25 protein-coding genes are annotated in these 23,399 nt (G+C 35.9%); 23 read left to right on the top strand and 2 right to left on the bottom strand.

Going from position 1 to position 23,399, the window contains the following annotated elements; translation table 11 throughout:
• Positions 1-10: 10 nt before the first annotated feature.
• From aroE to PB01_RS11940, 9 genes are all read left to right on the top strand, one after another.
• Positions 11-841, top strand: coding sequence for a shikimate dehydrogenase (gene aroE, locus PB01_RS11980; RefSeq protein ID WP_151700415.1), 831 nt, complete (start codon positions 11-13; stop codon positions 839-841).
• Complete coding sequence (gene yhbY / locus PB01_RS11975) at positions 828-1,133, top strand: ribosome assembly RNA-binding protein YhbY (protein WP_151700414.1); 306 nt, start codon at positions 828-830, stop codon at positions 1,131-1,133. Before aroE ends, yhbY begins: the two co-directional genes overlap by 14 nt.
• Positions 1,130-1,705: a nicotinate-nucleotide adenylyltransferase gene (locus PB01_RS11970; protein WP_151700413.1), complete on the top strand. Its 576-nt coding sequence runs from the start codon at positions 1,130-1,132 to the stop codon at positions 1,703-1,705. The genes yhbY and PB01_RS11970 overlap by 4 nt, the downstream gene beginning before the upstream one ends.
• The gene (yqeK, locus tag PB01_RS11965) at positions 1,692-2,267 is read left to right on the top strand and encodes a bis(5'-nucleosyl)-tetraphosphatase (symmetrical) YqeK (RefSeq protein ID WP_151700412.1); all 576 of its coding nucleotides are present in this window, start codon (positions 1,692-1,694) and stop codon (positions 2,265-2,267) included. The genes PB01_RS11970 and yqeK overlap by 14 nt, the downstream gene beginning before the upstream one ends.
• The gene (gene rsfS / locus PB01_RS11960) at positions 2,264-2,614 is read left to right on the top strand and encodes a ribosome silencing factor (protein WP_151700411.1); all 351 of its coding nucleotides are present in this window, start codon (positions 2,264-2,266) and stop codon (positions 2,612-2,614) included. Before yqeK ends, rsfS begins: the two co-directional genes overlap by 4 nt.
• A complete protein-coding gene (locus tag PB01_RS11955) occupies positions 2,614-3,351 on the top strand; it encodes a class I SAM-dependent DNA methyltransferase (protein ID WP_151700410.1) in 738 nt (245 codons plus the stop codon). The genes rsfS and PB01_RS11955 overlap by 1 nt, the downstream gene beginning before the upstream one ends.
• Positions 3,352-3,422: 71 nt before the next feature.
• Entirely contained in the window at positions 3,423-4,055 is a 633-nt protein-coding gene (locus PB01_RS11950; RefSeq protein ID WP_151700409.1) for a helix-hairpin-helix domain-containing protein, read from the top strand.
• 73 nt (positions 4,056-4,128) lie between these two features.
• A complete protein-coding gene (locus PB01_RS11945) occupies positions 4,129-4,692 on the top strand; it encodes a ComE operon protein 2 (protein ID WP_151702047.1) in 564 nt (187 codons plus the stop codon).
• A gap of 14 nt (positions 4,693-4,706) precedes the next feature.
• The gene (locus PB01_RS11940) at positions 4,707-6,974 is read left to right on the top strand and encodes a DNA internalization-related competence protein ComEC/Rec2 (RefSeq protein WP_225986024.1); all 2,268 of its coding nucleotides are present in this window, start codon (positions 4,707-4,709) and stop codon (positions 6,972-6,974) included.
• A 47-nt stretch (positions 6,975-7,021) separates the two neighbouring features.
• Here PB01_RS11940 and PB01_RS11935 read toward each other — a convergent pair whose 3' ends face one another.
• Positions 7,022-7,156 (bottom strand): YqzM family protein, encoded by a 135-nt coding sequence (locus tag PB01_RS11935; protein ID WP_151700408.1) that lies wholly within the window; start codon positions 7,154-7,156, stop codon positions 7,022-7,024.
• Between the two features lie 156 nt (positions 7,157-7,312).
• Between PB01_RS11935 and holA the strand changes: the two genes are divergently transcribed.
• Positions 7,313-8,317 carry a DNA polymerase III subunit delta gene (gene holA, locus PB01_RS11930; RefSeq protein ID WP_151700407.1) on the top strand — a complete coding sequence of 335 codons (1,005 nt, stop codon included), beginning with the start codon at positions 7,313-7,315 and terminating at the stop codon, positions 8,315-8,317.
• 119 nt (positions 8,318-8,436) lie between these two features.
• Here holA and rpsT read toward each other — a convergent pair whose 3' ends face one another.
• On the bottom strand, positions 8,437-8,685 hold the full coding sequence (gene rpsT, locus PB01_RS11925; RefSeq protein WP_151700406.1) for a 30S ribosomal protein S20: 249 nt from the start codon (positions 8,683-8,685) through the stop codon (positions 8,437-8,439).
• 160 nt (positions 8,686-8,845) lie between these two features.
• On the opposite strand from rpsT, the gene gpr reads away from it, so the two are divergent.
• The 13 genes from gpr to rpsU all read left to right on the top strand — a co-directional run bounded on the left by gpr (position 8,846) and on the right by rpsU (position 23,353).
• Positions 8,846-9,862 (top strand): GPR endopeptidase, encoded by a 1,017-nt coding sequence (gene gpr, locus PB01_RS11920; protein WP_151700405.1) that lies wholly within the window; start codon positions 8,846-8,848, stop codon positions 9,860-9,862.
• A 152-nt stretch (positions 9,863-10,014) separates the two neighbouring features.
• On the top strand, positions 10,015-10,809 hold the full coding sequence (gene spoIIP / locus PB01_RS11915; protein WP_151700404.1) for a stage II sporulation protein P: 795 nt from the start codon (positions 10,015-10,017) through the stop codon (positions 10,807-10,809).
• A 528-nt stretch (positions 10,810-11,337) separates the two neighbouring features.
• Entirely contained in the window at positions 11,338-13,167 is a 1,830-nt protein-coding gene (lepA, locus tag PB01_RS11910; RefSeq protein ID WP_151700403.1) for a translation elongation factor 4, read from the top strand.
• Positions 13,168-13,224: 57 nt separating this feature from the next.
• On the top strand, positions 13,225-14,358 hold the full coding sequence (hemW, locus tag PB01_RS11905; RefSeq protein ID WP_151700402.1) for a radical SAM family heme chaperone HemW: 1,134 nt from the start codon (positions 13,225-13,227) through the stop codon (positions 14,356-14,358).
• 96 nt (positions 14,359-14,454) lie between these two features.
• The gene (gene hrcA / locus PB01_RS11900; protein ID WP_151700401.1) at positions 14,455-15,492 is read left to right on the top strand and encodes a heat-inducible transcriptional repressor HrcA; all 1,038 of its coding nucleotides are present in this window, start codon (positions 14,455-14,457) and stop codon (positions 15,490-15,492) included.
• 13 nt (positions 15,493-15,505) lie between these two features.
• Positions 15,506-16,072, top strand: a complete 567-nt coding sequence (gene grpE / locus PB01_RS11895) for a nucleotide exchange factor GrpE (RefSeq protein WP_151700400.1) — start codon at positions 15,506-15,508, stop codon at positions 16,070-16,072.
• 99 nt (positions 16,073-16,171) lie between these two features.
• On the top strand, positions 16,172-18,001 hold the full coding sequence (gene dnaK / locus PB01_RS11890) for a molecular chaperone DnaK (RefSeq protein ID WP_151700399.1): 1,830 nt from the start codon (positions 16,172-16,174) through the stop codon (positions 17,999-18,001).
• 123 nt (positions 18,002-18,124) lie between these two features.
• On the top strand, positions 18,125-19,240 hold the full coding sequence (dnaJ, locus tag PB01_RS11885) for a molecular chaperone DnaJ (protein ID WP_151700398.1): 1,116 nt from the start codon (positions 18,125-18,127) through the stop codon (positions 19,238-19,240).
• 15 nt (positions 19,241-19,255) lie between these two features.
• Positions 19,256-20,200, top strand: coding sequence for a 50S ribosomal protein L11 methyltransferase (gene prmA / locus PB01_RS11880; RefSeq protein ID WP_151700397.1), 945 nt, complete (start codon positions 19,256-19,258; stop codon positions 20,198-20,200).
• A 10-nt stretch (positions 20,201-20,210) separates the two neighbouring features.
• Positions 20,211-20,951: a 16S rRNA (uracil(1498)-N(3))-methyltransferase gene (locus tag PB01_RS11875; RefSeq protein WP_151700396.1), complete on the top strand. Its 741-nt coding sequence runs from the start codon at positions 20,211-20,213 to the stop codon at positions 20,949-20,951.
• A gap of 15 nt (positions 20,952-20,966) precedes the next feature.
• Positions 20,967-22,307: a tRNA (N(6)-L-threonylcarbamoyladenosine(37)-C(2))-methylthiotransferase MtaB gene (gene mtaB, locus PB01_RS11870; protein WP_151700395.1), complete on the top strand. Its 1,341-nt coding sequence runs from the start codon at positions 20,967-20,969 to the stop codon at positions 22,305-22,307.
• A 97-nt stretch (positions 22,308-22,404) separates the two neighbouring features.
• Complete coding sequence (deoC, locus tag PB01_RS11865; RefSeq protein WP_151700394.1) at positions 22,405-23,076, top strand: deoxyribose-phosphate aldolase; 672 nt, start codon at positions 22,405-22,407, stop codon at positions 23,074-23,076.
• A 103-nt stretch (positions 23,077-23,179) separates the two neighbouring features.
• On the top strand, positions 23,180-23,353 hold the full coding sequence (gene rpsU / locus PB01_RS11860; RefSeq protein ID WP_016426884.1) for a 30S ribosomal protein S21: 174 nt from the start codon (positions 23,180-23,182) through the stop codon (positions 23,351-23,353).
• Positions 23,354-23,399: the final 46 nt, after the last annotated feature.

The raw sequence follows: 23,399 nt of genomic DNA, 5'->3' as shown, positions 1-23,399 counted from the left end.
AGGAAATAGGATGAAAAAATGGTTTGCTGTAATTGGAAATCCGATCTCGCATTCATTATCTCCTTTTATGCATGAAGCATGGCTTAAAGAAAGTAATATAGATGCGAGTTATATTCCAATCCTTGTAGAGGAAGGAAAGCTAGAGGAAGCAGTTAAAGGGCTCAAGCTTTTGGGATGCAGTGGTTGGAATGTTACAGTCCCTTACAAAAAGGAAATTATTCCTTTTTTGGATGAAATAGATGATTCCGCAAAAGGAATCGGAGCAGTAAATACGGTTGTGAAATCGGAAGATAATCGATTTATTGGGTATAATACAGATGGATTGGGATTTATCCAGTCGCTTGGGCCAATTCCGTCCAAACCTCTAGTACTATTGCTTGGGGCTGGTGGGGCATCTCGAGGAATTGCCCATGCTTTAAAGCAATCAGGAATTAGTAATATTTTTATCGCAAATCGGACACATGCAAATGCGGAACGATTGGTGAATGATTTAAAAATCGGACAAGCCATAGAATTGCAAGAAGCAGAAGGCCGCTTGTATGACTTTGATATTATTATTCAAACAACCCCTCAAGGGATGAAAAATCAAGAAAATACGTTGCCAATTCACCTCCATAAAATAAAAGAGCATGCAATTGTAGCGGATATTGTATATAATCCATTAGTTACCCCTTTTTTAGAGGAAGCAACTAAATATAATGTTCGCACAATCAATGGTTTAGGTATGCTTGTGCATCAAGGAGCCATCGCATTTTCTTATTGGAACGGAATAAAACCGAATTCAGATAAAATGGTGGAAAGATTAACAGAGCAATTAGGAGGAAATTATGTTAACAGGTAAACAAAAAAGATTTTTGCGTAGTCAAGCGCATCATCTGCAACCTATTTTTCAAGTAGGTAAAGGTGGCGTCAATGATGCAATGATCAAACAAATTGGTGAAGCACTTGAAGTGCGTGAATTGATTAAAATTAGTATTTTACAAAACTGTGAAGATGAAAAGCAAGATGTAGCGGAAGCACTTGCAAAAGGAACTAAAGCAGAACTGGTGCAGTTAATTGGCTTAACAGTTGTATTATACAAACCATCGAAAAATAATAAAAGAATCGAGTTGCCAAAAGCGAGTCGTGCATGAGTAAAAAAGTAGGGATATTAGGTGGCACATTTAATCCACCACATATTGGTCATTTAATCATTGCGAATGAAGTCCTGTCAGCATTGAATTTAGATGAATTACGATTTATGCCAAACGCTACCCCTCCTCATAAAAAGAAGGACGAGCGTGTTTCAGAAGTTGAGAGACTGAAAATGGTGCAACTGGCTATTAAAGATGTTCCGAAAATGGCTGTGGAAACGATTGAAATGGATCGTGGTGGCACATCTTATACATTTGATACAATGGAACTCTTACAAGCGAGAGAGCCATCTACAACGTTCTTTTTCATTATTGGTGGAGATCAAGTCGAATATTTATCTAATTGGTATCGAGTTAACGAGCTTGTAGAAAAAGTGCAAATAGTGGGAGTCCCTAGACCAAATACTTCGATTGAAACTGCATATCCTATTATTAAATTGGCGATCCCTCAAATTGAATTATCTTCAACCCTTATACGAAATCGATTGGAGAATGGAAAGACAACTAAGTTTCTCATTCCTGAATTAGTAAGAGATTTCATTCAGAAGGAGAAGTTATATGAAATTCGATAATCTTTTGGAACAAATGAAAGACCGAATGCCATTAAAACGTTTAGAGCATACAAAAGGTGTGGCAACAACAGCTATTCGTTTGGCTCAGAAATATGGAGAAAATCCAGAACATGCTGAAGTTGCTGGGATTTTGCATGATGTAGTGAAATTTGCGGATAAAGAATGGTTAAAGCAAATGATTATTTCAGCGCACTTAGACCCGCTTCTATTAGCATTTCATCCTGAATTATGGCATGGTCCAGTTGGAAGTATAGTTGCTCAAAAAGAGTTTTTGATCGAGGATAAAGACATTCTCCATGCTATTCGTTTTCATACCACTGGAAGAGCAGGGATGTCCAATTTAGAGAAGATTATTTATATCTCGGATATGATAGAGCCAAGTAGGAAATTTCCTGGGATAGAATTTTTAAGAGAAAAAGCTGAAATAGATTTAGAAGAAGCAATGATTAGTTGCTTGACGCATAGTATTACATTTTTGATTGAAAAAAAACAACCGGTATTTCCGGATTCATTTCATTGTTACAATGATTTGATGCAAAAGAGAGGAAAAGTGAAGGAATGAATTCTTCAACATTATTAGAAATAGCTTATAAAGCAGCCGACGACAAACGTGCAGATGATATAGTTGTACTTAATATGCAGGGGGTATCGTTACTAGCAGATTATTTTTTAATCTGTCATGCAAGTTCAGATCGACAAGTGCAAGCTATTGCAAAAGAACTTTCAGAACAAGCGACTATCGCAGGGTATAATGTCAAACGTTTAGAAGGTTTTGATGAAGCACGTTGGATTTTAGTTGATATGGGAGATGTTGTTGCACATGTTTTCCATAAAGATGAGCGTTCTTATTACAATTTAGAACGCCTTTGGGGAGATGCGCCAATGATTGAAGTTGGAATCGATGCATAATGGCAATGTACGACCGGTTTGCATTTATCTATGATCGATTGATGTCAGATATACCATATGCAAAGTACGCAGAATGGGTGCAAAAAGAAGCACCCCCTTCTGCTGGTACTAAGTTAGTCGATATCGGCTGTGGTACGGGTGTATTAAGCGTACAATTTGCCAAAGCAGGTTATGAGGTACTTGGTGTTGATTTATCTGAGGCTATGCTGACAATTGCTCAAAATCGTACTGTCGAAAATAATACATCTATATCGTTTATTTGTCAGTCCATGGTTGAATTAGATGGCGTTGAAGAAATGGATGTAGCGGTTATTGCAATTGATTCTTTAAATTATTTAAATACTTTAGAAGAGGTTGAGCAAACGTTTCATCATATTTTCCGTTCGCTTGTGAAAGGCGGTCAATTGTTCTTTGATGTCCATTCACTTTATAAAATGGATATGATCTATCCGGACGGGCCTTTTACTTATGAAGATGACCAGGTTGCTTACATCTGGAATACTGAGTTAGGCGAAGAGCAACATTCCATTTATCATGATATTACTTTTTTCGTTCGAGATGATGCAGATTATTATGAGCGATTTGAAGAATCGCATTATCAACGGGCATTTCCAGTAGAGCAGTATGAAAACCTTCTGAAAAAGGTTGGATTCTCATCTGTTTTTGTTTCTACTTCTATTTTTGAGGAACAATCGAAAGAGGAAGTAGAAAGATTTTTTATACATGCAGTAAAATAATACTTTCCAAATAGGGGTAAATTTAGTATAGTTTCTTTAACTCCATATAATTTACCTCTTATTTCGAGAGGATGATATTACTGGTACTTTCTTTTTTTCAAAAATACAAGAAACAACTATTGCTCCCAACGATTGTTGTTATTGTCGTAATTTTTTTCTTTATAAACTCCCAACTCAGATCAGCAAATCCCACAGCTGAAATTATTCAACCAATCCCATATCATGAATCATCCCAAGTAGAAGAATCATTAATTGAATATGAAGAAGATACGCATATATTTGTCGAAGTAAAAGGCGCAGTCTATAAGCCAGGGGTCTATGAACTTTTAGCTGGAGACAGGGTCTTAAAAGCAATTGAGCTTGCAGGCGGCTATTTACCAACGAGCGATAGTAACGGTATTAATCATGCACAAAAAGTGGAAGATGAAATGGTTATTTATGTCCCTGTAGAAGGAGAAGAAACAGAGGAGGGAATTAACCAATCCATAAGCCCGCAAGTAGAACGTGCAAACTTAGTTAATATTAACAAAGCCGATGAAATGATACTCACAACTTTACCTGGTATTGGACCAGCAAAAGCGGAAGCAATTATTGCTTATCGAGATGAATCAGGCTTGTTTAAAGAAACGCAAGATTTAATGAAGGTAACAGGCATCGGTAAAAAAACATATGAGAAACTAGAATCACTCATTACTGTGAAGTAAATGAATGGGATGTTGACGAATGTTTGTACAAACTACTAAACTAAGAGAAGTATTAATTTTTGGGGGTAGTTATATGGAGCGTATTACATGGGACCAATTTTTCATGGCACAAAGCCATTTACTTGCTTTAAGAAGTACATGTACACGATTAGCGGTTGGTGCAACCATCGTACGAGATCGTCGAATTATGGCAGGCGGATATAACGGGTCTATTTCAGGTGGCGACCATTGTATCGATCATGGTTGTTATGTTGTAGATAATCATTGCGTGCGAACAATTCACGCGGAAATGAACGCTCTCTTGCAATGTGCTAAGTATGGTGTATCGGTAAGTGGAGCAGATTTATATGTCACGCATTTTCCTTGTTTGCCATGCACAAAATCGATTATACAAGCGGGAATTTCTCGACTCTATTATGCACAGAATTATAAAAATAACGAGTATGCCATGAAGCTGTTAGTACAAGCAGATGTAGAGGTTATCCATGTGCCATTTGACGAGCGCAAAATTGACTTCTTAAGTGATGAAAAAGTTGCCCTTTATACAGAGCTAATATCAAAACTTCGTGAGAAAGGAGCAAGTAAGGAAGAATTGGCACCTTATGAAGAGAAGGTGACAGAATTATTCGGACTATAGTTATAAAAGGAAATTTGATATATATTGCAATATTTATTGTAATTGCCGCTATCGCTGCTTATGAATCGGCTATGATGTTGTTTATGTTTGTACTTGTATTTTCTTGGTTAATCTATAAGAGGAAGCATGCTTTATTTATTTTAGGTACTATTCTCATTGGGTTTTTTACCTATTTCTATTTTAATGCTACAATTCCAAAGGCTTCTAATACAGTAAATATATCTGAAATTACGTGGACAGACGATTATCGAATTAATGGAAGATTTGTTCGAGGTTTCGCGCTTGGTAATGATCGTAATAAATGGTATGTTCAACTCAAAATACAGTCAGAGCAAGAAAAAGAAATGTTAGTAAACACATCTCTTTCAGGTAAAACTTTCCGAATCGTTGCACAAGAAATTCCCAAGCGGTCTTTGGCTCATGCATATGCTTTTAATATGGATGATTATATAAAAGGTAATGGAGCTGTTGGACAAGTAGAGGTAGAAGATTTTCAATATGTAAGAGAAAGCAAAGGCTTTGTGAGTTTTATGGCCGCGAAACGATTTGAATTAAAGCGACATATTCAATCGACATTCCCTGTGTCCTTACAAGCGGAGGCAGAAGCATTATTAATTGGCAGTCGTGAACAAATGCCTACAGACTTGCAAAATGCCTATCAAACATTAGGAATAACGCATCTATTTGCTATTTCTGGGCTTCATGTCGGCTTAGTTACACTTCTCTTACATGAAATGCTCATTCGCATCGGGATAAGAAGGGAAACGGCAAATTGGTTATTAATCATTGCACTCCCTCTTTATGCATTTTTAGCCGGAGGAGCCCCATCTGTTTGGCGATCAGTTTCTGTAACAGAAATTGTGTTAGTAAGCTTGTTGATGAAGCGGAAAATTGCGATTGCTGATGCTTTTTCTTTAAGTGTTATTGGATTTGTATGCTTAAGCCCTTGGGTTATTTATCAAATTGGGTTTCAATTATCTTATTTAGCCGCCTTTTCGCTTATTTATTCTACTATTCTTTTAAATAGTAGTACTTCCTATTTAAGACAATCATTTGTAATAACGGCTGTTTGTCAGCTCATAGTCTATCCTATTTTAGTTTATCAATTCTATGAGGTATCCATTTCTTCTTTCCTCGCAAATCTAGTTTTTGTCCCATTATTTTCTTTTATTGTATTACCAGCCAATATTTTTTTCTTACTATTATCGTATACATCAACTTCTATCAGTAATCTACTTTTTTCCATTTATGAGCCTCTTCGAACTATTTTGGGTGAGATAATAACGTATTTAGGTAGCCTGCCTTTTCAATTATGGAATCCAATGAAACCAACCCTTTCATTCATTTTTCTTGCCTATCTTGGCATAATACTCTTTTTTATATCAATGGAGAGAAGAAAAAATAAACTGTTTAGTTTCATTTTACTTATTTTACCTATGGTAATGATGCATATCACACCTTATTTGGATGCATCCACTAGAATTACATTTCTAAATGTAGGACAAGGAGATTGCACCATTATTGAAATGCCGTATCGAAAAGAAGTCATCATGATTGATACAGGGGGATTATTAAGATTTGAACAAGAAAAGTGGAAAGACACAAAAGAAGTGTATGAAATAGGGAGACAAATTGTTGTACCATTTTTAAAAGGGAAAGGAATTACAAAGATTGATACAATAGTTATTACACATGCGGATGCAGATCATATGGAAGGTGCCGAAGAAATATTAAGAGAAATAAGGGTAAAAGAAGTTCATATTTCTCCAAACTCACATAAGAAGGAAGTAATGAAAGATTTAATGGAAGAAGTAGAGAGACAACAAATTCCTCTATATGAAAAAAAAGAAGGGGATCAAATAGCATCAAAATACTTTCATCTACAATATATTAATCCAATGGATTTAGAATATGAAGGCAATAATGATTCCCTCGTACTTTCGATGAGAAATGCTCATTTCCAAGGACTTTTTACAGGAGATTTGGAGAAAGAAGGGGAAGAAGAAATTGTTCGCAAATATTCAAAAGAACTTCAGCAAATTACATTATTAAAAATAGGTCATCATGGAAGTAAAACATCGAGTATACAATCTTTTTTAGAACTTACTCGCCCTAAGATTTCCATTATTTCAGCAGGATACAGTAATCGGTATGGTCATCCGCATCCAGAAGTTGTAGAACGTTTAAATAACTTGAAACTTCCTTTTTTACAAACAGGGACAGATGGATCGATTGAAGTAGAGATAACAAAAAAAGGAGAGATACTAGTAACAACTCCGTAATAAAAAAATGGTTCTGTCTTTTTAGACAAAACCATTTTTTCATTTTATTATCGAGATACGAACTCAATAATTACTGCAATAGCGAACATAATTGTAAAAAATCCAAAGGAGACACCGAAACCTACGCCTGAGTCGATTGCGTCGTTACGTTTCGACTGTACATTTTGTTCAAACTCATTCATTGTTACCCCTCCTATTTCCACCTAATTATATCGGAATGGCTTCAAAAAATCTATATGCAAACCATCGATTTTTTGATGTCTTCTAGAATGTCACAAATTATTCACTAAATCTACTGTATAATAGGATTAATAACGTAAAGCAAGGAGATTTCCCGGATGATTTCAGAGAAATGGATAAAAATAGCGAACAATAAAATATCAGTGGTTTATTTATTAGTTGGAACAGAAGCTTATTTTATTGAAGAGACTTTAAAAAGACTAAAAAGACAATTAAGTGAAATCGGTGAACTAGAAGTAATTAATTTTGATTTAGAAGAAAAAAATGTAGAAGAAGTTATTTACGAATCAGATACGCTTCCATTTTTTTCAGATAAAAAACTTGTCATTGCTCGAAATGCCTTCTTTTTAAAGGCAACAGAAAAAGGGAAAGAAAAAGTTATCCATGACACAAGTATATTAGAACAATGGCTGCAAAATCCTTCACCTACAGCAGTTACTGTTTTTATTGCACCTTACGAGAAACTAGATGAACGGAAAAAAATAACTAAAGCGATGAAACAGTATGCCGATATTATAGAAGTTTCTAGTTTACAGGAACATGATTTGAGAAGTTGGATATTACACGAAGTTTCTAATTTGGGAAAAGTAATTTCAGACGAAGCTTTATCCTTTTTAATCGAAGTTGGTGGATCTAATTTAGTCCATTTACAAACCGAATTATTGAAAATAGCCACTTATTTAGGTGAATTAGCTGAAATTGATATCGAAACAGTGAGGATGCTTCTTGTAAGAACATTAGAGCAAGATGTATTTACATTGGGAAATGCTTATTTAACAGGAAATAAAAGTGAAGCAATTGAAATTTATCATGATTTATTAAAACGAAAAGAAGATCCCTTAAAGTTGAATGCTTTAATAGCTTCACAAGTTCGTTTAATGATTCAAGTAAGCCACTTAAAGAAAAAGGGATACCATGCCCAACAAATTGCAAATCAACTAAAGGTGCACCCTTATCGCGTAAAATTACTATTCGACAATCCAGGTCTACAAAATGAAAAAAAACTACTTACAACATTAAACGATCTTGCAACAGTAGATGTACAGTTGAAAACATTGAATATTAATCGAGACAGGATATTAGAAATGTTTTTGATGAAATGAGTAAAGTAATTTGGACATAACAAGTTAAGAAAGTTATTCGGAGCTTGCAGCAATCGGCATCCGTTTAGAAACCCCAAAAAAGAAAGACTGACCGATAGATATCGGATCAGTCTTTTTAATTACGCTTTTTTCATTAATTGAGACTTCTTACGAGAAGCTGCGTTTTTATGAATTAAACCTTTTGAAGCTGCTTTTTCAACTTGTTGAATCGCAGTTTTAATAAGTTCTTTTGCGTTTTCATCGTTATTAAGTGCAGCAGTATCAGCTTTTTTCACAGCAGTACGCATAGCTGATTTTGCTTTCGTATTTTGAGCATTTAATGTCTCATTTTTCTTAACACGTTTAATAGCGGATTTAATATTTGGCATACCTTTCACCTCCTAATAAGGTCTGAGATGATACTTTAATGTGTTGAAAACTGTCTAATACAACAAGCATTATTTTAACAAACGAAAAAACAAATTGCAATATATAAATGCTAAGAATATTTACTTGACACTTGTACAAACTATTTTGGAGGTGAATTTTATGTGGGGACGAACTGATTTATTAGATGAATCTGATGAAATGGTAAAGCATCGAACCGCGGAAGAAAAAGACGTTTTAACAGATTCAGAAGGTATAAAATTTGAGGAAAGTCGCAACGGAGCAGTATTAATAACTTCCATCGAAGTAAATGAAAATGGGGAAAAAAGAATAGGAAAGAAAAAAGGGAAATATATAACACTAACTGATTTGACCGTTAATCCAGATGATCAAGAAAGTTTTGAAGCGTTAAAAAAAATTTTTATTCAAAAGCTAGAAGAGATGCATGAAAATTTATTATTAACTAAATCATCTAAAGTCTTAATAATTGGCTTGGGGAATTCTACCATTACTCCTGATGCCATTGGTCCGAAAGCGATTGAATATTTACAAGGTTCTTCTATATCGCAAATGGAAAGCAATGTAAAAGTGGTTATGTACGCTCCAGGAGTAACCGGACAAACTGGATTTGAAACAAGTAATTTTATTGAGGCGATAAGTAAAGCGTTTCAACCTGACTTAATCGTTGTTTTAGATGCACTTGCAGCGAGAAATAGTGAACGACTTTGTAAAACTATTCAACTTACAAATACAGGCATTCATCCTGGTTCCGGTGTAGGAAATGAAAGAAAAGAAGTTTCCGAAGAAGTTTACGGAATACCAGTAACTGCTATAGGTATCCCAATGGTAGTAGATGGTCCGGTTCTATACGCAGATGCAATGGAGCATGTTATTCATTATATTGCTTCTAAAATTGAAGAAAAAGAAAGTCCATCGTCTGCTTTAGCAGTGACTCCAATGGTATCAAACAAAAAATCTTCACTTGATAAAAAGGTGTTACAACCGATCTTTGGAGAATGGGTGACTTGGCCAACAGAAGAAAAAAGAAAGCTATTTGAGGAAGTCTTTGTTGGAAAAAACTCATCGTTATTTGTTACGCCAAAAGAAACTGATGCTTGGGTGGAACAATATGCGTATTTATTATCAGAGGGAATTGAAACGTGGATTACTAATAGATAATTTAGAAATAATCTCCTTTTTTTCACCCGTGCTAATGGATTAGACAATCTTTCACGTGGTTCTTCTGTGCATGCTCGTCGCAGAAGAACTGTAAGCCGAATGTTCTAAAAAAACTCTTCTCATCATACGATTATTTGAGGAGAGTGGAAATTATGGCTAATTCCCTGAAGAATTTAACGAGCATTTTATTATTATTATTTTTAACTCCTATTATTATCGCTACAATCCAAACACCTCTTTCAACGCAACAAAAAGTAGAAAATAAAAAAGAGGACACGCCTGTAGTTTATGCGGCCCAATTAGAATCAAAACCGGACATCACTGAAATAATAGAACCTAAAACAGCTTTTGTGTATTTCACGCATGCTCATGAAGCTTATCGGCCAATACTTGCGGAAAAAGGAGATAAAATTGCAGTATATGATTCTATTACTAATATTTCTTCTTTTCAAGAGCAAATAGCTGCCCAATTTGCATTTCATCAAGTAGATACTCAGTTTTTAGAAGATCATAAGCCAGAAGTGATGGATAATTATAATACAATCCGACCATTTGTTAAAAATGCAATAGCACATAGTGATTATGATATTGTATTGGATATTCATAGAGACGCACTAAAAGCAAAAGTTACAACTCTTCAAAGTGGTGAAGAAACCTATGCAAAATTTATATTTGTTATTGGTGGAGAGCATCCAAACTACAGATGGAATGAACAACTAGCGCAAAATCTCTCTGATCAATTGAATAAAATAGTACCTGGCATCTCAAGAGGAGTTATAGTGAAAACTGGTAAAGGAGTAGATGGTGTTTACAACCAAGACCTTGCTAAAAATTTATTAGTTGTGGAACTTGGAGGTGTTGATAACACCGAACAAGAGGTAGACCGCTCCATCGCTATTTTAGCAAAGGCTATTTCAAATATGTTCAATCAGCAAATACCTTCTTAACCTAGAAGAGATTAAGCGATTATAGCTTAATCTTTTTTTCCTGTTAAAAGTGTATATTCATAGCGGTAGGAGCTTATGTGCCCGCTTTAGGAGCATATAGACCTGTTTGGTGCTTATAGCGGAGACTTAGGTGCATATAGCAACATTTAGGAGGACTTGCATCAATAGGAGCTTATAGACCCTGTGTACGTGCTTATAACGGATATTAAGGTACTTATAGCAACCATTTAGGTGGAAATGCATTCGGAAGGTGCAAATAAATAGTGGTTTTCATTTTACTTGTGCATGAACTTTATTATTTTTTTCTATTGCTAAGACAAGATGCATAGATTACGCTTGCGCATTTCTTGTCCACTAGATTGTCTTACTACTAGCTTTTTGATAAGATTAATTTCTGGGAAAAAATAAATAGCATAAAGTGCAAATAATACATAATAACAATAAATTGTGAAATGAGAACTATTATGCGTTACTTAACGACATGTTGTCTGTTATAATTCTTAGTAGTTTAATTAGGAGTGAACAAGCATGAATCATGAACAAAGAATTGAACGTCAGAAAAAAATCCGTAACTTTTCGATTATTGCCCACATTGACCATGGAAAATCAACTTTGGCAGATCGTATTTTAGAGAAAACAAAAACATTGACTTCTCGTGAAATGAAAGCCCAATTACTCGATTCGATGGACTTAGAGCGAGAAAGAGGTATTACCATCAAACTGAATGCTGTTCAGTTAACGTATACTGCTAAAAATGGAGAAGAATATATCTTTCATCTGATTGACACACCTGGACATGTCGATTTTACATATGAAGTTTCCAGAAGTTTAGCCGCATGTGAAGGAGCTATTTTAGTTGTCGATGCTGCACAAGGTATTGAAGCGCAGACGCTAGCAAATGTGTATTTGGCATTAGATAATGATTTAGAAATATTACCAGTTATTAATAAGATAGATTTACCAGCTGCTGATCCAGAACGCGTAAGAAAAGAAGTGGAAGAAGTAATTGGACTTGATGCTTCAGAAGCAGTTCTTGCATCTGCAAAAGCAGGGATAGGTATTGAAGAAATTTTAGAACAAATTGTAGAGAAAGTTCCTGCACCCACTGGAGATCCTTCTGCACCACTTAAAGCGTTGATCTTCGACTCCTTATTTGACCCTTACCGAGGCGTAATTGTATATATCCGAGTTATGGAAGGAACTGTTAAACCTGGAGATACGATAAAAATGATGTCTTCTGGTAAAGAATTCGAAGTTGTTGAAACGGGTGTATTCACACCAAAAACAACACAACGCTCAGAGCTAACAGTTGGAGATGTTGGTTTCTTAACTGCTTCGATGAAACATGTAGGAGATTCCAGTGTTGGGGATACTATTACATTAGCTTCTGACCCTGCAACAGAAGCTTTAACGGGATATCGCAAAATGAACCCTATGGTATTCTGTGGATTGTATCCAATTGATAACACGAAATACGTTGACTTACGTGATGCACTTGAAAAGCTACAGTTGAATGACTCAGCACTTGAGTTCGAACCCGAAACATCTCAAGCATTGGGATTTGGTTATCGATGTGGTTTCTTAGGTTTACTGCATATGGAAATTATTCAAGAGCGCATCGAACGCGAATTTAAAATAGATTTAATCACAACTGCGCCAAGTGTTGTTTATGATGTGAAGCTAACGAATGGTGAAACCATGAAAGTAGATAACCCATCGATGATGCCGGATGTCCAAAAAGTAGATACGATTGAAGAGCCGTTTGTGAAAGCTTCTATCATGGTTCCAGAAGACTATGTAGGGTCTGTAATGGAATTATGCCAACGTAAACGTGGTAATTTTATTACAATGGATTTCTTATCTAAAGCCCGCGTTAATATCATTTATGAAATTCCATTATCTGAAATTGTATATGACTTTTTTGATTCTTTAAAATCGAGCACAAAAGGATATGCTTCTTTTGATTATGAGTTAATTGGATACAAAGAATCGAAACTAGTGAAAATGGATATTCTGCTGAATAGCGAAAAAGTAGATGCTTTAAGCTTTATCGTCCACAAAGATTTTGCTTATGATCGCGGAAAAGTGATTGTTGAAAAATTAAAAGCCCTTATTCCAAGACAACAATTTGAAGTACCAGTTCAAGCTGCCATTGGTCAAAAAATAGTGGCTCGTTCTACCATCAAATCAATAGGTAAAAATGTTTTAGCTAAATGTTATGGTGGAGATATTTCACGTAAACGTAAATTGCTTGATAAACAAAAAGAAGGTAAGAAACGAATGAAACAAGTTGGTTCTGTGGAAGTTCCGCAAGAAGCATTTATGGCAGTTCTGAAGATGGACGAGCCGAATAAATAAAAAAGGAAGGGGGCACTAGTAGCCTCCTTTTTCCTTTTATAGAAAGCAGGAAGTCATATGGCACGTGGGGTATATATCCACATTCCTTTTTGTCATCAAATTTGTAATTATTGCGATTTCAATAAATTTTTCTTTCATAACCAGCCGGTGGATGAATATATAGAATCATTAGGTAGAGAGATGGAATTGTATACGGAACAATATAAAGATGAACCAATTGAAACTATTTTCATCGGTGGGGGAACTCCTACATCTTTATCTGAAGCTCAGTTAGAGCGCTTATTTTCATTGATCCATCAATACATTCCCTTAAAAGATGTTGTAGAGTTTACCTCGGAAGCGAACCCAGATGAGCTAACATATGAAAAAATGAAACTAATGCATACTTCTGGAGTAAATAGATTAAGTATGGGAGTTCAAACATTTGATCAAGAACTTCTAAAAGTAATTGGTAGAACACATTCGAACGAACATGTGTATGCAGTAATTGAAAATGCCAAAAAGATAGGTTTTCCATCTATCAGCATGGATTTAATGTATGGTTTACCAAACCAAACGATGGAACAGTGGAAGCATTCTTTAAAAGAAGTATTTCGACTAAAAATTCCTCATATTTCAGCTTATTCTTTGATAGTTGAACCAAAAACGATTTTTTATAACTTAATGTCAAAAGGAAAACTTTCTTTACCAGGGGAAGATTTAGAAGCGGACATGTATGGATACTTATTGGATGAAATGCAAAAACAGGGCTACAATCAATATGAAATTAGTAACTTTTCCTTCAAAGGGAAAGAATCAAGGCATAATTTACTTTACTGGGATAATGATGAATATATAGGATTAGGAGCAGGAGCTCATGGCTATGTAAATAATAATCGATATTCGAATCACGGACCTTTAAAGAAGTATATGCAAACCTTAGATTCAAATGAAAAACCTATTATGCTACAAAAAGAAGTTACGAAAGTTGAAAAAATGGAAGAGGAAATGTTTTTAGGATTGCGTAAAAACGCAGGAGTTTCTTTAGAAAGATTTAAAATTCGTTTTGGAAAGCCATTACAAGATATTTATGGGAATCAGTTAGATGAACTTGTTCGAAAACAATTGATTGTTATTGAAGATAATTACGTAAAGCTTACTCGTCGTGGTCGTTTTGTTGGAAATGAAGTATTTCAATATTTTCTTCAATAAATAAAATCATATTCGTTGACAGTTTTCTTTAGATTTGATACCTTTTATATGAGTATTAGCACTCTCAATGAACGAGTGCTAACAGAGGTGATAATCATGCTAACTAATAGGCAATTATTAATATTGCAAGTAACGGTAGATGATTTTATTGAAACCGCTCAGCCAGTTGGATCTCGTCAAATTTCGAAAAAGGAGGAAGTTCCATATAGTCCTGCTACCATTCGAAATGATATGGCGGATTTAGAAGACATGGGATTCTTAGAGAAAACTCATACTTCGTCTGGGCGTGTCCCTTCTGAAAAAGGGTACCGTTACTATGTAGACAATATGTTAACTCCACAACGAGTATCGAAAGACGAGATTAAGCAAATTCGATCTGTGTTTGAAGAACGAATGGTGGAGACGGAGCAAATTATTCGTAAATCAGCAACGATTTTGTCTGAACTAACGAATTACACCTCCATATTACTAGGAATGGATGTTAGAAAACATCGAGTAAAACGATTTTCAATCGTCCCACTTACGGATGATTCCGCTGTTGCGATAATCGTTACAGATAGTGGACATGTTGAAAATCGAGTATTTTCAATCCCCGAAATCTATACTTCATCGGATATTGAACGAATGGTTAATTTGCTAAACGATAGCTTAATAGGAGTTCATTTACATGATCTTCCCGGAAAGTTGGAAGCTGTTACACACTCTTTATTAAAACAGCGTGTAGGACATTTTAATAACCTTTTAAGTTCATTTAATAAGTCCATGGGGATAGAGCAAGAGGACAAAGTATACTACGGTGGTAAAATGCATCTGTTGAATCAACCTGAATTTAATGATTTAGAAAAAGCTCGAAGTATTATGTACTTGATGGATCATGTAAGACAAATTCCTAGTATTTTCCCTGTTGATAAAAAAGGAATTCAAATCCGAATTGGTTCCGAAAACAATCATCTAGCTATGGAGGACTGTAGTGTTATTACAGCAACATATGCGATTGGTGAAGAGCAAATGGGTTCTATTGCAATAATTGGTCCTACACGTATGGATTATAAGCGTGTCGTTTCTTTACTCGATGTAATGAGTACCGATTTATCAAGAGAATTATCTAGAATATTAAATGGTCATCATGGATAAGGGGGATGCAATCATGTCAAAACATAAAGATGAAACAGTTGAAGAATTAGAAGTTGAAAAGTTGGAAGATCAAGAAAAAATGACTTCTGAAGAAGAAACTACGGAAGAAGCGATCGATGAAGTTTTGGAAGTGGACGAACTTACGCTTGTTAAACAAGAATTGGAAGAAGAAAAAAACAAGTCCATTCGATTAAGAGCAGATTTTGAAAATTATAAGCGCAGAGTTCAACTAGACAAGGAAGCAGATTATAAATACCGTGCACAGCCTGTTTTAACAGACATTTTGCCAGTATTAGATAACTTCGAACGAGCACTTGCAGTTCCAACGACATCTGAGGAAGCAGCCTCTTTAGTAAAAGGTGTAGAAATGGTTTATCGCACTTTACTAGATGCTGTATCAAAAGAGGGTCTTGAGCCAATTGAATCGGAAGGTGTTCCATTTGACCCTAATTTCCATCAAGCGGTTATGCAAGAACAAGACGACTCAAAAGATTCTGGAATCGTGCTTCAAGAATTACAAAAAGGGTATAAGTTAAAAGATAGAATACTTCGACCATCTATGGTTAAAGTAAACGAATAATTCAGACGTACATCGATTGACAAGCGTTTTCAATCAGTTCGACAAGAATTATTCTACAGAATAACACGATACTTAGTTATAAATTAGGAGGAAAAATATATGTCTAAAATTATTGGTATTGACTTAGGAACAACAAACTCATGTGTATCTGTATTAGAAGGTGGAGAACCAAAAGTAATTCCAAATCCAGAAGGAAACCGTACAACGCCATCTGTAGTTGCTTTTAAAAATGGAGAAAAACAAGTTGGGGAAGTAGCAAAACGTCAATCTATCACGAACCCAAACACTATTGCATCTGTAAAACGTCTAATGGGTACAAATGAAAAAGTGAAAGCAGAAGATAAAGAATATACACCTCAAGAAGTTTCTGCAATGATTCTACAATACTTAAAGGGATATGCAGAAGAATACTTAGGGGAAAAAGTGACGAAAGCGGTCATTACAGTTCCTGCTTACTTTAACGATGCAGAGCGTCAAGCAACAAAAGATGCTGGTCGTATCGCTGGACTAGAAGTTGAACGTATTATTAACGAACCAACTGCAGCTGCACTTGCATATGGTTTAGATAAAATGGATCATGATGAAAAAATATTAGTATATGATTTAGGTGGAGGTACATTTGACGTTTCAATCCTAGAACTTGGTGATGGAGTATTTGAAGTACTTGCAACTGCCGGAGACAATCGTCTTGGTGGAGATGACTTTGACCAAATAGTAATGGATTACCTAGTACAAGAATTCAAAAAAGATAATGGAATTGACTTATCACAAGATAAAATGGCAGTTCAACGTCTAAAAGATGCTGCTGAAAAAGCGAAAAAAGACTTGTCAGGTGTAACTTCAACACAAATTTCATTACCATTCATCACTGCAGGCGAAGCTGGACCACTTCACTTAGAAGTTACAATGACTCGTGCAAAATTCGATGATTTAACAGCTAGCTTAGTAGAGCGTACGATGGTACCAACTCGTCAAGCCATGAAAGATGCAGGTTTATCAGCTTCACAAATCGATAAAGTTATCCTTGTGGGTGGATCTACACGTATTCCAGCCGTACAAGATGCGATTAAAAAAGAAACTGGTAAAGAACCACATAAAGGTGTAAACCCAGATGAAGTTGTAGCGATGGGTGCTGCAGTTCAAGGTGGAGTATTAACTGGAGATGTAAAAGACGTTGTATTACTTGACGTAACACCTCTTTCATTAGGTATTGAAACAATGGGCGGCGTATTCACAAAGTTAATCGAACGTAATACGACAATCCCTACATCAAAATCCCAAACTTTCTCAACTGCAGCAGACAACCAACCAGCTGTTGATATTCACGTGTTACAAGGGGAACGTCCAATGGCTACAGATAACAAAACACTTGGCCGTTTTCAACTTTCGGATATTCCACCAGCACCACGTGGTATTCCACAAATCGAAGTAACATTCGATATTGACAAAAATGGTATCGTAAATGTTAAGGCGAAAGACCTTGGTACACAAAAGGAACAAAATATTACAATTCAATCGAACTCTTCACTTTCTGATGAAGAAATCGAGCGTATGGTAAAAGAAGCAGAAGCTAACGCTGAAGCAGATAAAGTTCGTAAAGAAGAAGCAGAAGTGAAAAATGAAGCAGATCAATTAGTATTTATGACTGAAAAAACATTAAAAGATTTAGAGGATAAAGTATCAGAAGAAGAGAAAAAATCTGCTGAAGATGCAAAAGAAGAGTTAAAAGCTGCTCTAGAAGCTGGCAACTTAGAAGAAATTAAAACGAAAAAAGATAAGTTAAACGAAATCGTTCAACAATTAACAATGAAAATGTACGAGCAAGCGCAAGCAGATGCTGCTGCCAATGGCGGCGGCCAAGCGGATGCAACGGATGACGGTGTTGTTGACGCAGAGTTTGAAGAAGTAAACGACGATAAAGATAAGTAAGTTAGTCGGTAGGGGAAAAGTCAAAGACCGTTTTCGGCTTTGGCTTTTCTTTCTGTTTAGACTAGATTATTTTTCCGTGTTACAATATTCATTATATGTAGGTAAAGAGTAGGAGAGTGAAAGATGAATAAGCGTGATTATTACGAAGTACTTGGTTTGTCTAAAAGTGCTTCTCCAGATGAGATAAAGAAAGCTTATCGAAAGCTTTCGAAACAATATCACCCGGATATTAACAAAGCGGCAGATGCTGAGGATAAATTCAAAGAAATATCAGAAGCATATGAAGTGTTAAGTGATGACCAAAAACGAGCACAATATGATCAATTTGGCCATGCAGGACCGAACCAAGGATTTGGTGGCGGTGGAGATGGCTTCGGTTTTGAAGATATTTTCAGTTCATTTTTTGGTGGTGGAGGTGGGTCGCGTAGACGAGATCCGAATGCACCAAGAAAAGGTGATGATCTTCAATATTCCATGACAATTGAGTTTGAAGAAGCGGTATTTGGGAAAGAAAAAGAAATTGAAATTGCGAAAGAAGAAACTTGTGATACATGTAGTGGGAGTGGAGCAAAACCTGGAACACACCCAGAAAAATGTTCACATTGTAATGGAGCAGGTCAAGTAAATGTGACGCAAGATACACCATTCGGACGTATTCAAACAAAACGTGCATGTAACCACTGTCATGGAGCAGGTAAAATCATAAAAGATAAATGTGCAACTTGCTATGGTAAAGGAACAGTTAATAAACGCAAAAAAATCAAAGTTACCATTCCAGCTGGTGTAGATGATGGCCAACAACTTCGAGTAAGCGGTCAAGGGGAACCAGGTATTAATGGAGGTCCTGCTGGAGATTTATATATTGTATTCCGTGTAAAAGCAGACCCACGATATGAACGTGATGGGGACGATATTTACTATGAACTGCCATTAACGTATGCACAGGCAGCGCTAGGGGACGAAATCGAAGTGCCGACTGTACAAGGTAAAGTAAAATTAAAGATTCCTGCAGGAACTCAATCACAAACGAAATTCCGCTTAAAAGGAAAAGGTGTGAAAAACGTTCATGGGTACGGAGTTGGTGATCAGCACGTTATTGTGAAAGTAATCACGCCGAAAAAACTTACGGAAAAACAAAAACAATTACTTCGTGAATTTGCCGAAATAAGTGGAGATATTCCAGAAGAGCAAGGCAGCTCATTGTTTGATAAGATTAAAAAGACATTAAAAGGTGAATAAAGGAGTTGTGCGCAAGTGAAATGGTCTGAGCTATCTATTCATACAACAAACGAAGCAGTAGATGCGATAAGTAATATTTTGCATGAAGCTGGTGCAAGTGGGGTAGTCATTGAAGACTCGGAAGAGTTAGTGAGAGAAAGGGAAGATCGATTTGGTGAAATTTATAGCTTAAATCCAGATGATTTTCCAGTAGATGGAGTTCGTGTTAAAGCTTATTTAGCAGAAACTAGCTTTCTATTAGAAACGGTAGAAGAGATCAAGCTTGCGGTTAACAACTTACAAAACTTTAATATTGATATTGGACATAATGTTGTAACGGTTCAAGAAGTAGATGAAGAAGATTGGGCAACTGCTTGGAAAAAATACTACCATCCAGTGAAAATCTCTAATCGTTTTACAATTGTTCCAACTTGGGAAGAATATGACAGAGTAAGTACTGATGAGTTAATAATTGAACTAGACCCAGGTATGGCGTTTGGAACAGGTACACATCCAACCACTGTAATGTGTCTTCAAGCCTTGGAAAAAACAGTACAACCGAACTCGAAAGTGATCGACGTGGGTACTGGTTCAGGTGTCCTTTCTATTGGCGCAGCAAAACTTGGGGCAACATCTATTCATGCACTTGATTTAGATGAAGTAGCAGTGACTTCAGCCAAAGAGAATATAGTGTTAAATCATGTAGAGCATTTGATTGAAGTGACGCATGGTAATTTACTTGACAATGTAAGCGAACAAGCAGATATCGTAATCGCAAATATTTTAGCGGAAATAATTATGACATTTACGGATGATGCATTCTCAATAGTGAAGGAAGAAGGTTTATTTATAACTTCTGGAATAATCTTTGCTAAAAAAGAAGATGTAAAAAATGCATTGCAAAAATCCGGCTTTGAAATTGTAGAAGTTATGATGATGGAAGACTGGGTTACAATCATTTCCAAAAAACCGCTTCTTTAAGGAGATTGTTATGCAACGTTATTTTACGAATGAACAAATCGATGAGAATAATAATATAACAATTACTGGGGATGATGCGCATCACATAATTCAAGTGATGCGTATGTCACCAGGTGATGAAGTATATGTAGTTGCTGAAAACAGCACATATACAATGACAATTGTAGAGGGATCTGCTAAATCTGTCTTGTTGAAAGCTGAAGAAAAGCTTGAACAAACAAACGAAATGCCGTTAATAGTTTCAATTGTTTGTGGTCTTCCAAAAGGAGATAAGTTAGAGCTAATAACTCAAAAAGCGACAGAACTCGGCATGCACACACTTTATCCGTTTGAAGCAAAAAGATCGATTGTTAAATGGGATAAGCAAAAAAACGAGAAGAAAATTGTTCGGTTACAAAAAATTGCGAAAGAAGCAGCTGAACAATCTCATCGTTCATCTATCCCTAACATACATACGCCAATTTCGTTAAAAGAGCTTTTAGAAATTGGCACAACATACGATGTGAAATTTGTTGCTGATGAAGAAGATGCTAAGTTGGAACACCGCCAGAAATTTGCTGAGCAATTAAAAAAGGTGCATGATAAAAAATCAATACTTATTGTATTTGGCCCAGAAGGTGGACTAGATCGTTCGGAAATAAAAAGCTTATTAGAAAATGATTTTCAACCTATTTCACTTGGACCAAGAATACTTCGAACAGAAACAGCACCGTTATACGCGCTTGCTGCAATTTCTTATGAATATGAATGAAAGAGGTGTAAGGAGATGTCATCCGTTGCATTCCATACATTAGGCTGTAAGGTTAATCATTATGAGACAGAAGCTATTTGGCAATTATTTAAAGAGAATGGCTATGAACGAACAGATTTTGAAAAACAATCTGATGTATATGTGATCAATACATGTACAGTTACAAATACGGGCGATAAAAAAAGTCGTCAAGTCATTCGTCGTGCCATTCGTCAAAATCCGAATGCGGTTATATGTGTAACAGGGTGTTATGCACAAACGTCGCCAGCTGAAATTATGGCGATTCCAGGAGTCGATATTGTCGTTGGAACGCAAGAACGAACAAAGATGCTTGATTATATTGAACAATACAAAGTAGAGCGAAAACCGATTAACGCGGTTGGAAATATTATGAAGAATCGTGTGTATGAAGAGTTAGATGTGCCGTCCTTCACGGATCGCACCCGTGCATCTTTAAAAATCCAAGAAGGTTGTAATAACTTCTGTACTTTTTGTATAATCCCATGGGCTCGCGGACTTATGCGTTCTCGTGATCCAGAAGAAGTTGTCCATCAAGCTCAACAACTAGTGGATGCTGGTTATTTAGAAATCGTCTTAACAGGAATCCATACTGGTGGTTACGGTGAAGATTTAAAAAACTATAACTTAGCGCATCTTTTAAGGGATATTGAATCGAATGTAAAAGGGCTTAAAAGGCTTCGAATTAGCTCAATTGAAGCTAGCCAATTATCCGATGAAGTAATTGATGTTCTGCGTGATTCGAAGATTATTGTTAGGCATCTACATATCCCTATTCAATCTGGATCAGATACTGTACTTAAAAGAATGCGTAGAAAATATACAATGGCATTTTTCGCTAATCGATTGGATCGTTTAAGAGAAGCACTTCCTAATTTAGCAATAACTTCAGATGTAATTGTCGGTTTCCCTGGTGAAACCGAGGGAGAATTTATGGAGACCTTTCATTTTATTCGAGATCAACGTTTTGCAGAGCTTCATGTTTTCCCATATTCTAAGCGTACAGGTACTCCTGCTGCTAGAATGGAAGACCAAGTCGATGAAGAAGTAAAAAATGAGCGCGTACACCGTTTAATCTCATTAAATGACCAATTAGCTGTAGAATACGCTTCTCGTTTTGAAGGAGAAATATTAGAAATTATTCCAGAAGAAAAATATAAATTGGATTCTAAGCCGAATTTAGTTGAAGGATATACGGATAACTACTTAAAAGTTGTTATTCCTGGTTCAGAAGATTTAATCGGAAAGCTAGTTCGTGTGAAAATCACTAAATCTGGTTACCCTTACAACGAAGGTCAATTTGTTCGAGTATTAGATCACGTTGAAGAGTTAGTCTAAAATAAAGTGAAAGTCAGTGAAGAGAATCTCACTGGCTTTTTTTTATTTTTTCAATTATGATGAAGAGGTACGGACAACTTCCGAAAGGGGAATATAAATGACACAAAATATTGCTGCATTAATCGACCATACATTGTTAAAACAAAATGCTACTAAAGAACAAATTGAAAAATTATGTGAGGAAGCAAAAAAGTATACATTCGCATCTGTATGCGTAAATCCTACTTGGGTAAAGCTAAGTGCTGAACTATTACAAGAAAGTCCAGTGAAGGTATGTACGGTAATTGGATTTCCATTAGGTGCTAGCACATCAGAAGTAAAAGCATTCGAAACAAAAAATGCGATTGAAAATGGTGCAGATGAAATAGATATGGTTATAAATGTAGGGGCATTAAAAGATGCTAACTTTGATTTCGTGAAAAATGATATAGTAGCAGTAGTGAATGCTGCAAAAGAAAAAGCAATTGTTAAAGTAATTTTAGAAACGTGTTTATTAACAAATGAAGAAATAATAAAAGCAAGTGAACTATCTAAAGAAGCTGGGGCTCATTTTGTAAAAACATCTACAGGTTTTTCTACTGGTGGCGCTACTGTAGGTGCTGTAAAACTTATGCGTGAAACAGTTGGGACAGACCTTGGTGTGAAGGCTTCAGGTGGAGTTCGTAGCCTAGAAGATTTACAAACAATGGTTGATGCAGGGGCTTCTAGAATTGGTGCAAGCTCTGGTGTGGACATTATGCAAGGGTTGACGAGTAAATCTGATTATTAATTTAGTTGTAAGTATTGACCAAGTCGAAACTATACGATATAATTTTTTAGAACATAACACATGGTTATGTGCTTGACGTGTGTTCGGAGGGAGGGAAAGAGAGATGTCAAAAACTGTCGTTCGCAAAAACGAATCGCTTGAAGATGCTCTTCGCCGCTTCAAACGTACTGTATCTAAAAGTGGTACAATTCAAGAGGTAAGAAAGCGCGAGTTTTATGAAAAACCAAGCGTAAAACGTAAAAAGAAATCTGAAGCTGCCCGTAAACGTAAATTCTAATTAATTTATTATTACAAAGCTTCGAAGCTGTGGTTTCTAAAACCCA

It is taken from the genome of Psychrobacillus glaciei (assembly GCF_008973485.1).
GTDB lineage: Bacteria > Bacillota > Bacilli > Bacillales_A > Planococcaceae > Psychrobacillus > Psychrobacillus glaciei.
This window is presented reverse-complemented; position numbering and strand designations above follow the sequence as displayed.

What these genes read in the sequence shown, in the direction of transcription:
- rpsU (WP_016426884.1), top strand. Translation starts at nt 23,180, where the DNA reads ATGTCAAAAACTGTCGTTCGCAAAAACGAATCGCTTGAAGATGCTCTT.
- gpr (WP_151700405.1), top strand. Translation starts at nt 8,846, where the DNA reads ATGTGGGGACGAACTGATTTATTAGATGAATCTGATGAAATGGTAAAG.
- grpE (WP_151700400.1), top strand. Translation starts at nt 15,506, where the DNA reads ATGTCAAAACATAAAGATGAAACAGTTGAAGAATTAGAAGTTGAAAAG.
- yqeK (WP_151700412.1), top strand. Translation starts at nt 1,692, where the DNA reads ATGAAATTCGATAATCTTTTGGAACAAATGAAAGACCGAATGCCATTA.
- aroE (WP_151700415.1), top strand. Translation starts at nt 11, where the DNA reads ATGAAAAAATGGTTTGCTGTAATTGGAAATCCGATCTCGCATTCATTA.
- holA (WP_151700407.1), top strand. Translation starts at nt 7,313, where the DNA reads ATGATTTCAGAGAAATGGATAAAAATAGCGAACAATAAAATATCAGTG.
- mtaB (WP_151700395.1), top strand. Translation starts at nt 20,967, where the DNA reads ATGTCATCCGTTGCATTCCATACATTAGGCTGTAAGGTTAATCATTAT.
- dnaJ (WP_151700398.1), top strand. Translation starts at nt 18,125, where the DNA reads ATGAATAAGCGTGATTATTACGAAGTACTTGGTTTGTCTAAAAGTGCT.
- PB01_RS11955 (WP_151700410.1), top strand. Translation starts at nt 2,614, where the DNA reads ATGGCAATGTACGACCGGTTTGCATTTATCTATGATCGATTGATGTCA.
- rpsT (WP_151700406.1), bottom strand. Translation starts at nt 8,685, where the DNA reads ATGCCAAATATTAAATCCGCTATTAAACGTGTTAAGAAAAATGAGACA.
- PB01_RS11945 (WP_151702047.1), top strand. Translation starts at nt 4,129, where the DNA reads ATGGAGCGTATTACATGGGACCAATTTTTCATGGCACAAAGCCATTTA.
- deoC (WP_151700394.1), top strand. Translation starts at nt 22,405, where the DNA reads ATGACACAAAATATTGCTGCATTAATCGACCATACATTGTTAAAACAA.
- yhbY (WP_151700414.1), top strand. Translation starts at nt 828, where the DNA reads ATGTTAACAGGTAAACAAAAAAGATTTTTGCGTAGTCAAGCGCATCAT.
- rsfS (WP_151700411.1), top strand. Translation starts at nt 2,264, where the DNA reads ATGAATTCTTCAACATTATTAGAAATAGCTTATAAAGCAGCCGACGAC.
- PB01_RS11950 (WP_151700409.1), top strand. Translation starts at nt 3,423, where the DNA reads ATGATATTACTGGTACTTTCTTTTTTTCAAAAATACAAGAAACAACTA.
- spoIIP (WP_151700404.1), top strand. Translation starts at nt 10,015, where the DNA reads ATGGCTAATTCCCTGAAGAATTTAACGAGCATTTTATTATTATTATTT.
- PB01_RS11875 (WP_151700396.1), top strand. Translation starts at nt 20,211, where the DNA reads ATGCAACGTTATTTTACGAATGAACAAATCGATGAGAATAATAATATA.
- PB01_RS11935 (WP_151700408.1), bottom strand. Translation starts at nt 7,156, where the DNA reads ATGAATGAGTTTGAACAAAATGTACAGTCGAAACGTAACGACGCAATC.
- lepA (WP_151700403.1), top strand. Translation starts at nt 11,338, where the DNA reads ATGAATCATGAACAAAGAATTGAACGTCAGAAAAAAATCCGTAACTTT.
- PB01_RS11970 (WP_151700413.1), top strand. Translation starts at nt 1,130, where the DNA reads ATGAGTAAAAAAGTAGGGATATTAGGTGGCACATTTAATCCACCACAT.
- dnaK (WP_151700399.1), top strand. Translation starts at nt 16,172, where the DNA reads ATGTCTAAAATTATTGGTATTGACTTAGGAACAACAAACTCATGTGTA.
- hrcA (WP_151700401.1), top strand. Translation starts at nt 14,455, where the DNA reads ATGCTAACTAATAGGCAATTATTAATATTGCAAGTAACGGTAGATGAT.
- hemW (WP_151700402.1), top strand. Translation starts at nt 13,225, where the DNA reads ATGGCACGTGGGGTATATATCCACATTCCTTTTTGTCATCAAATTTGT.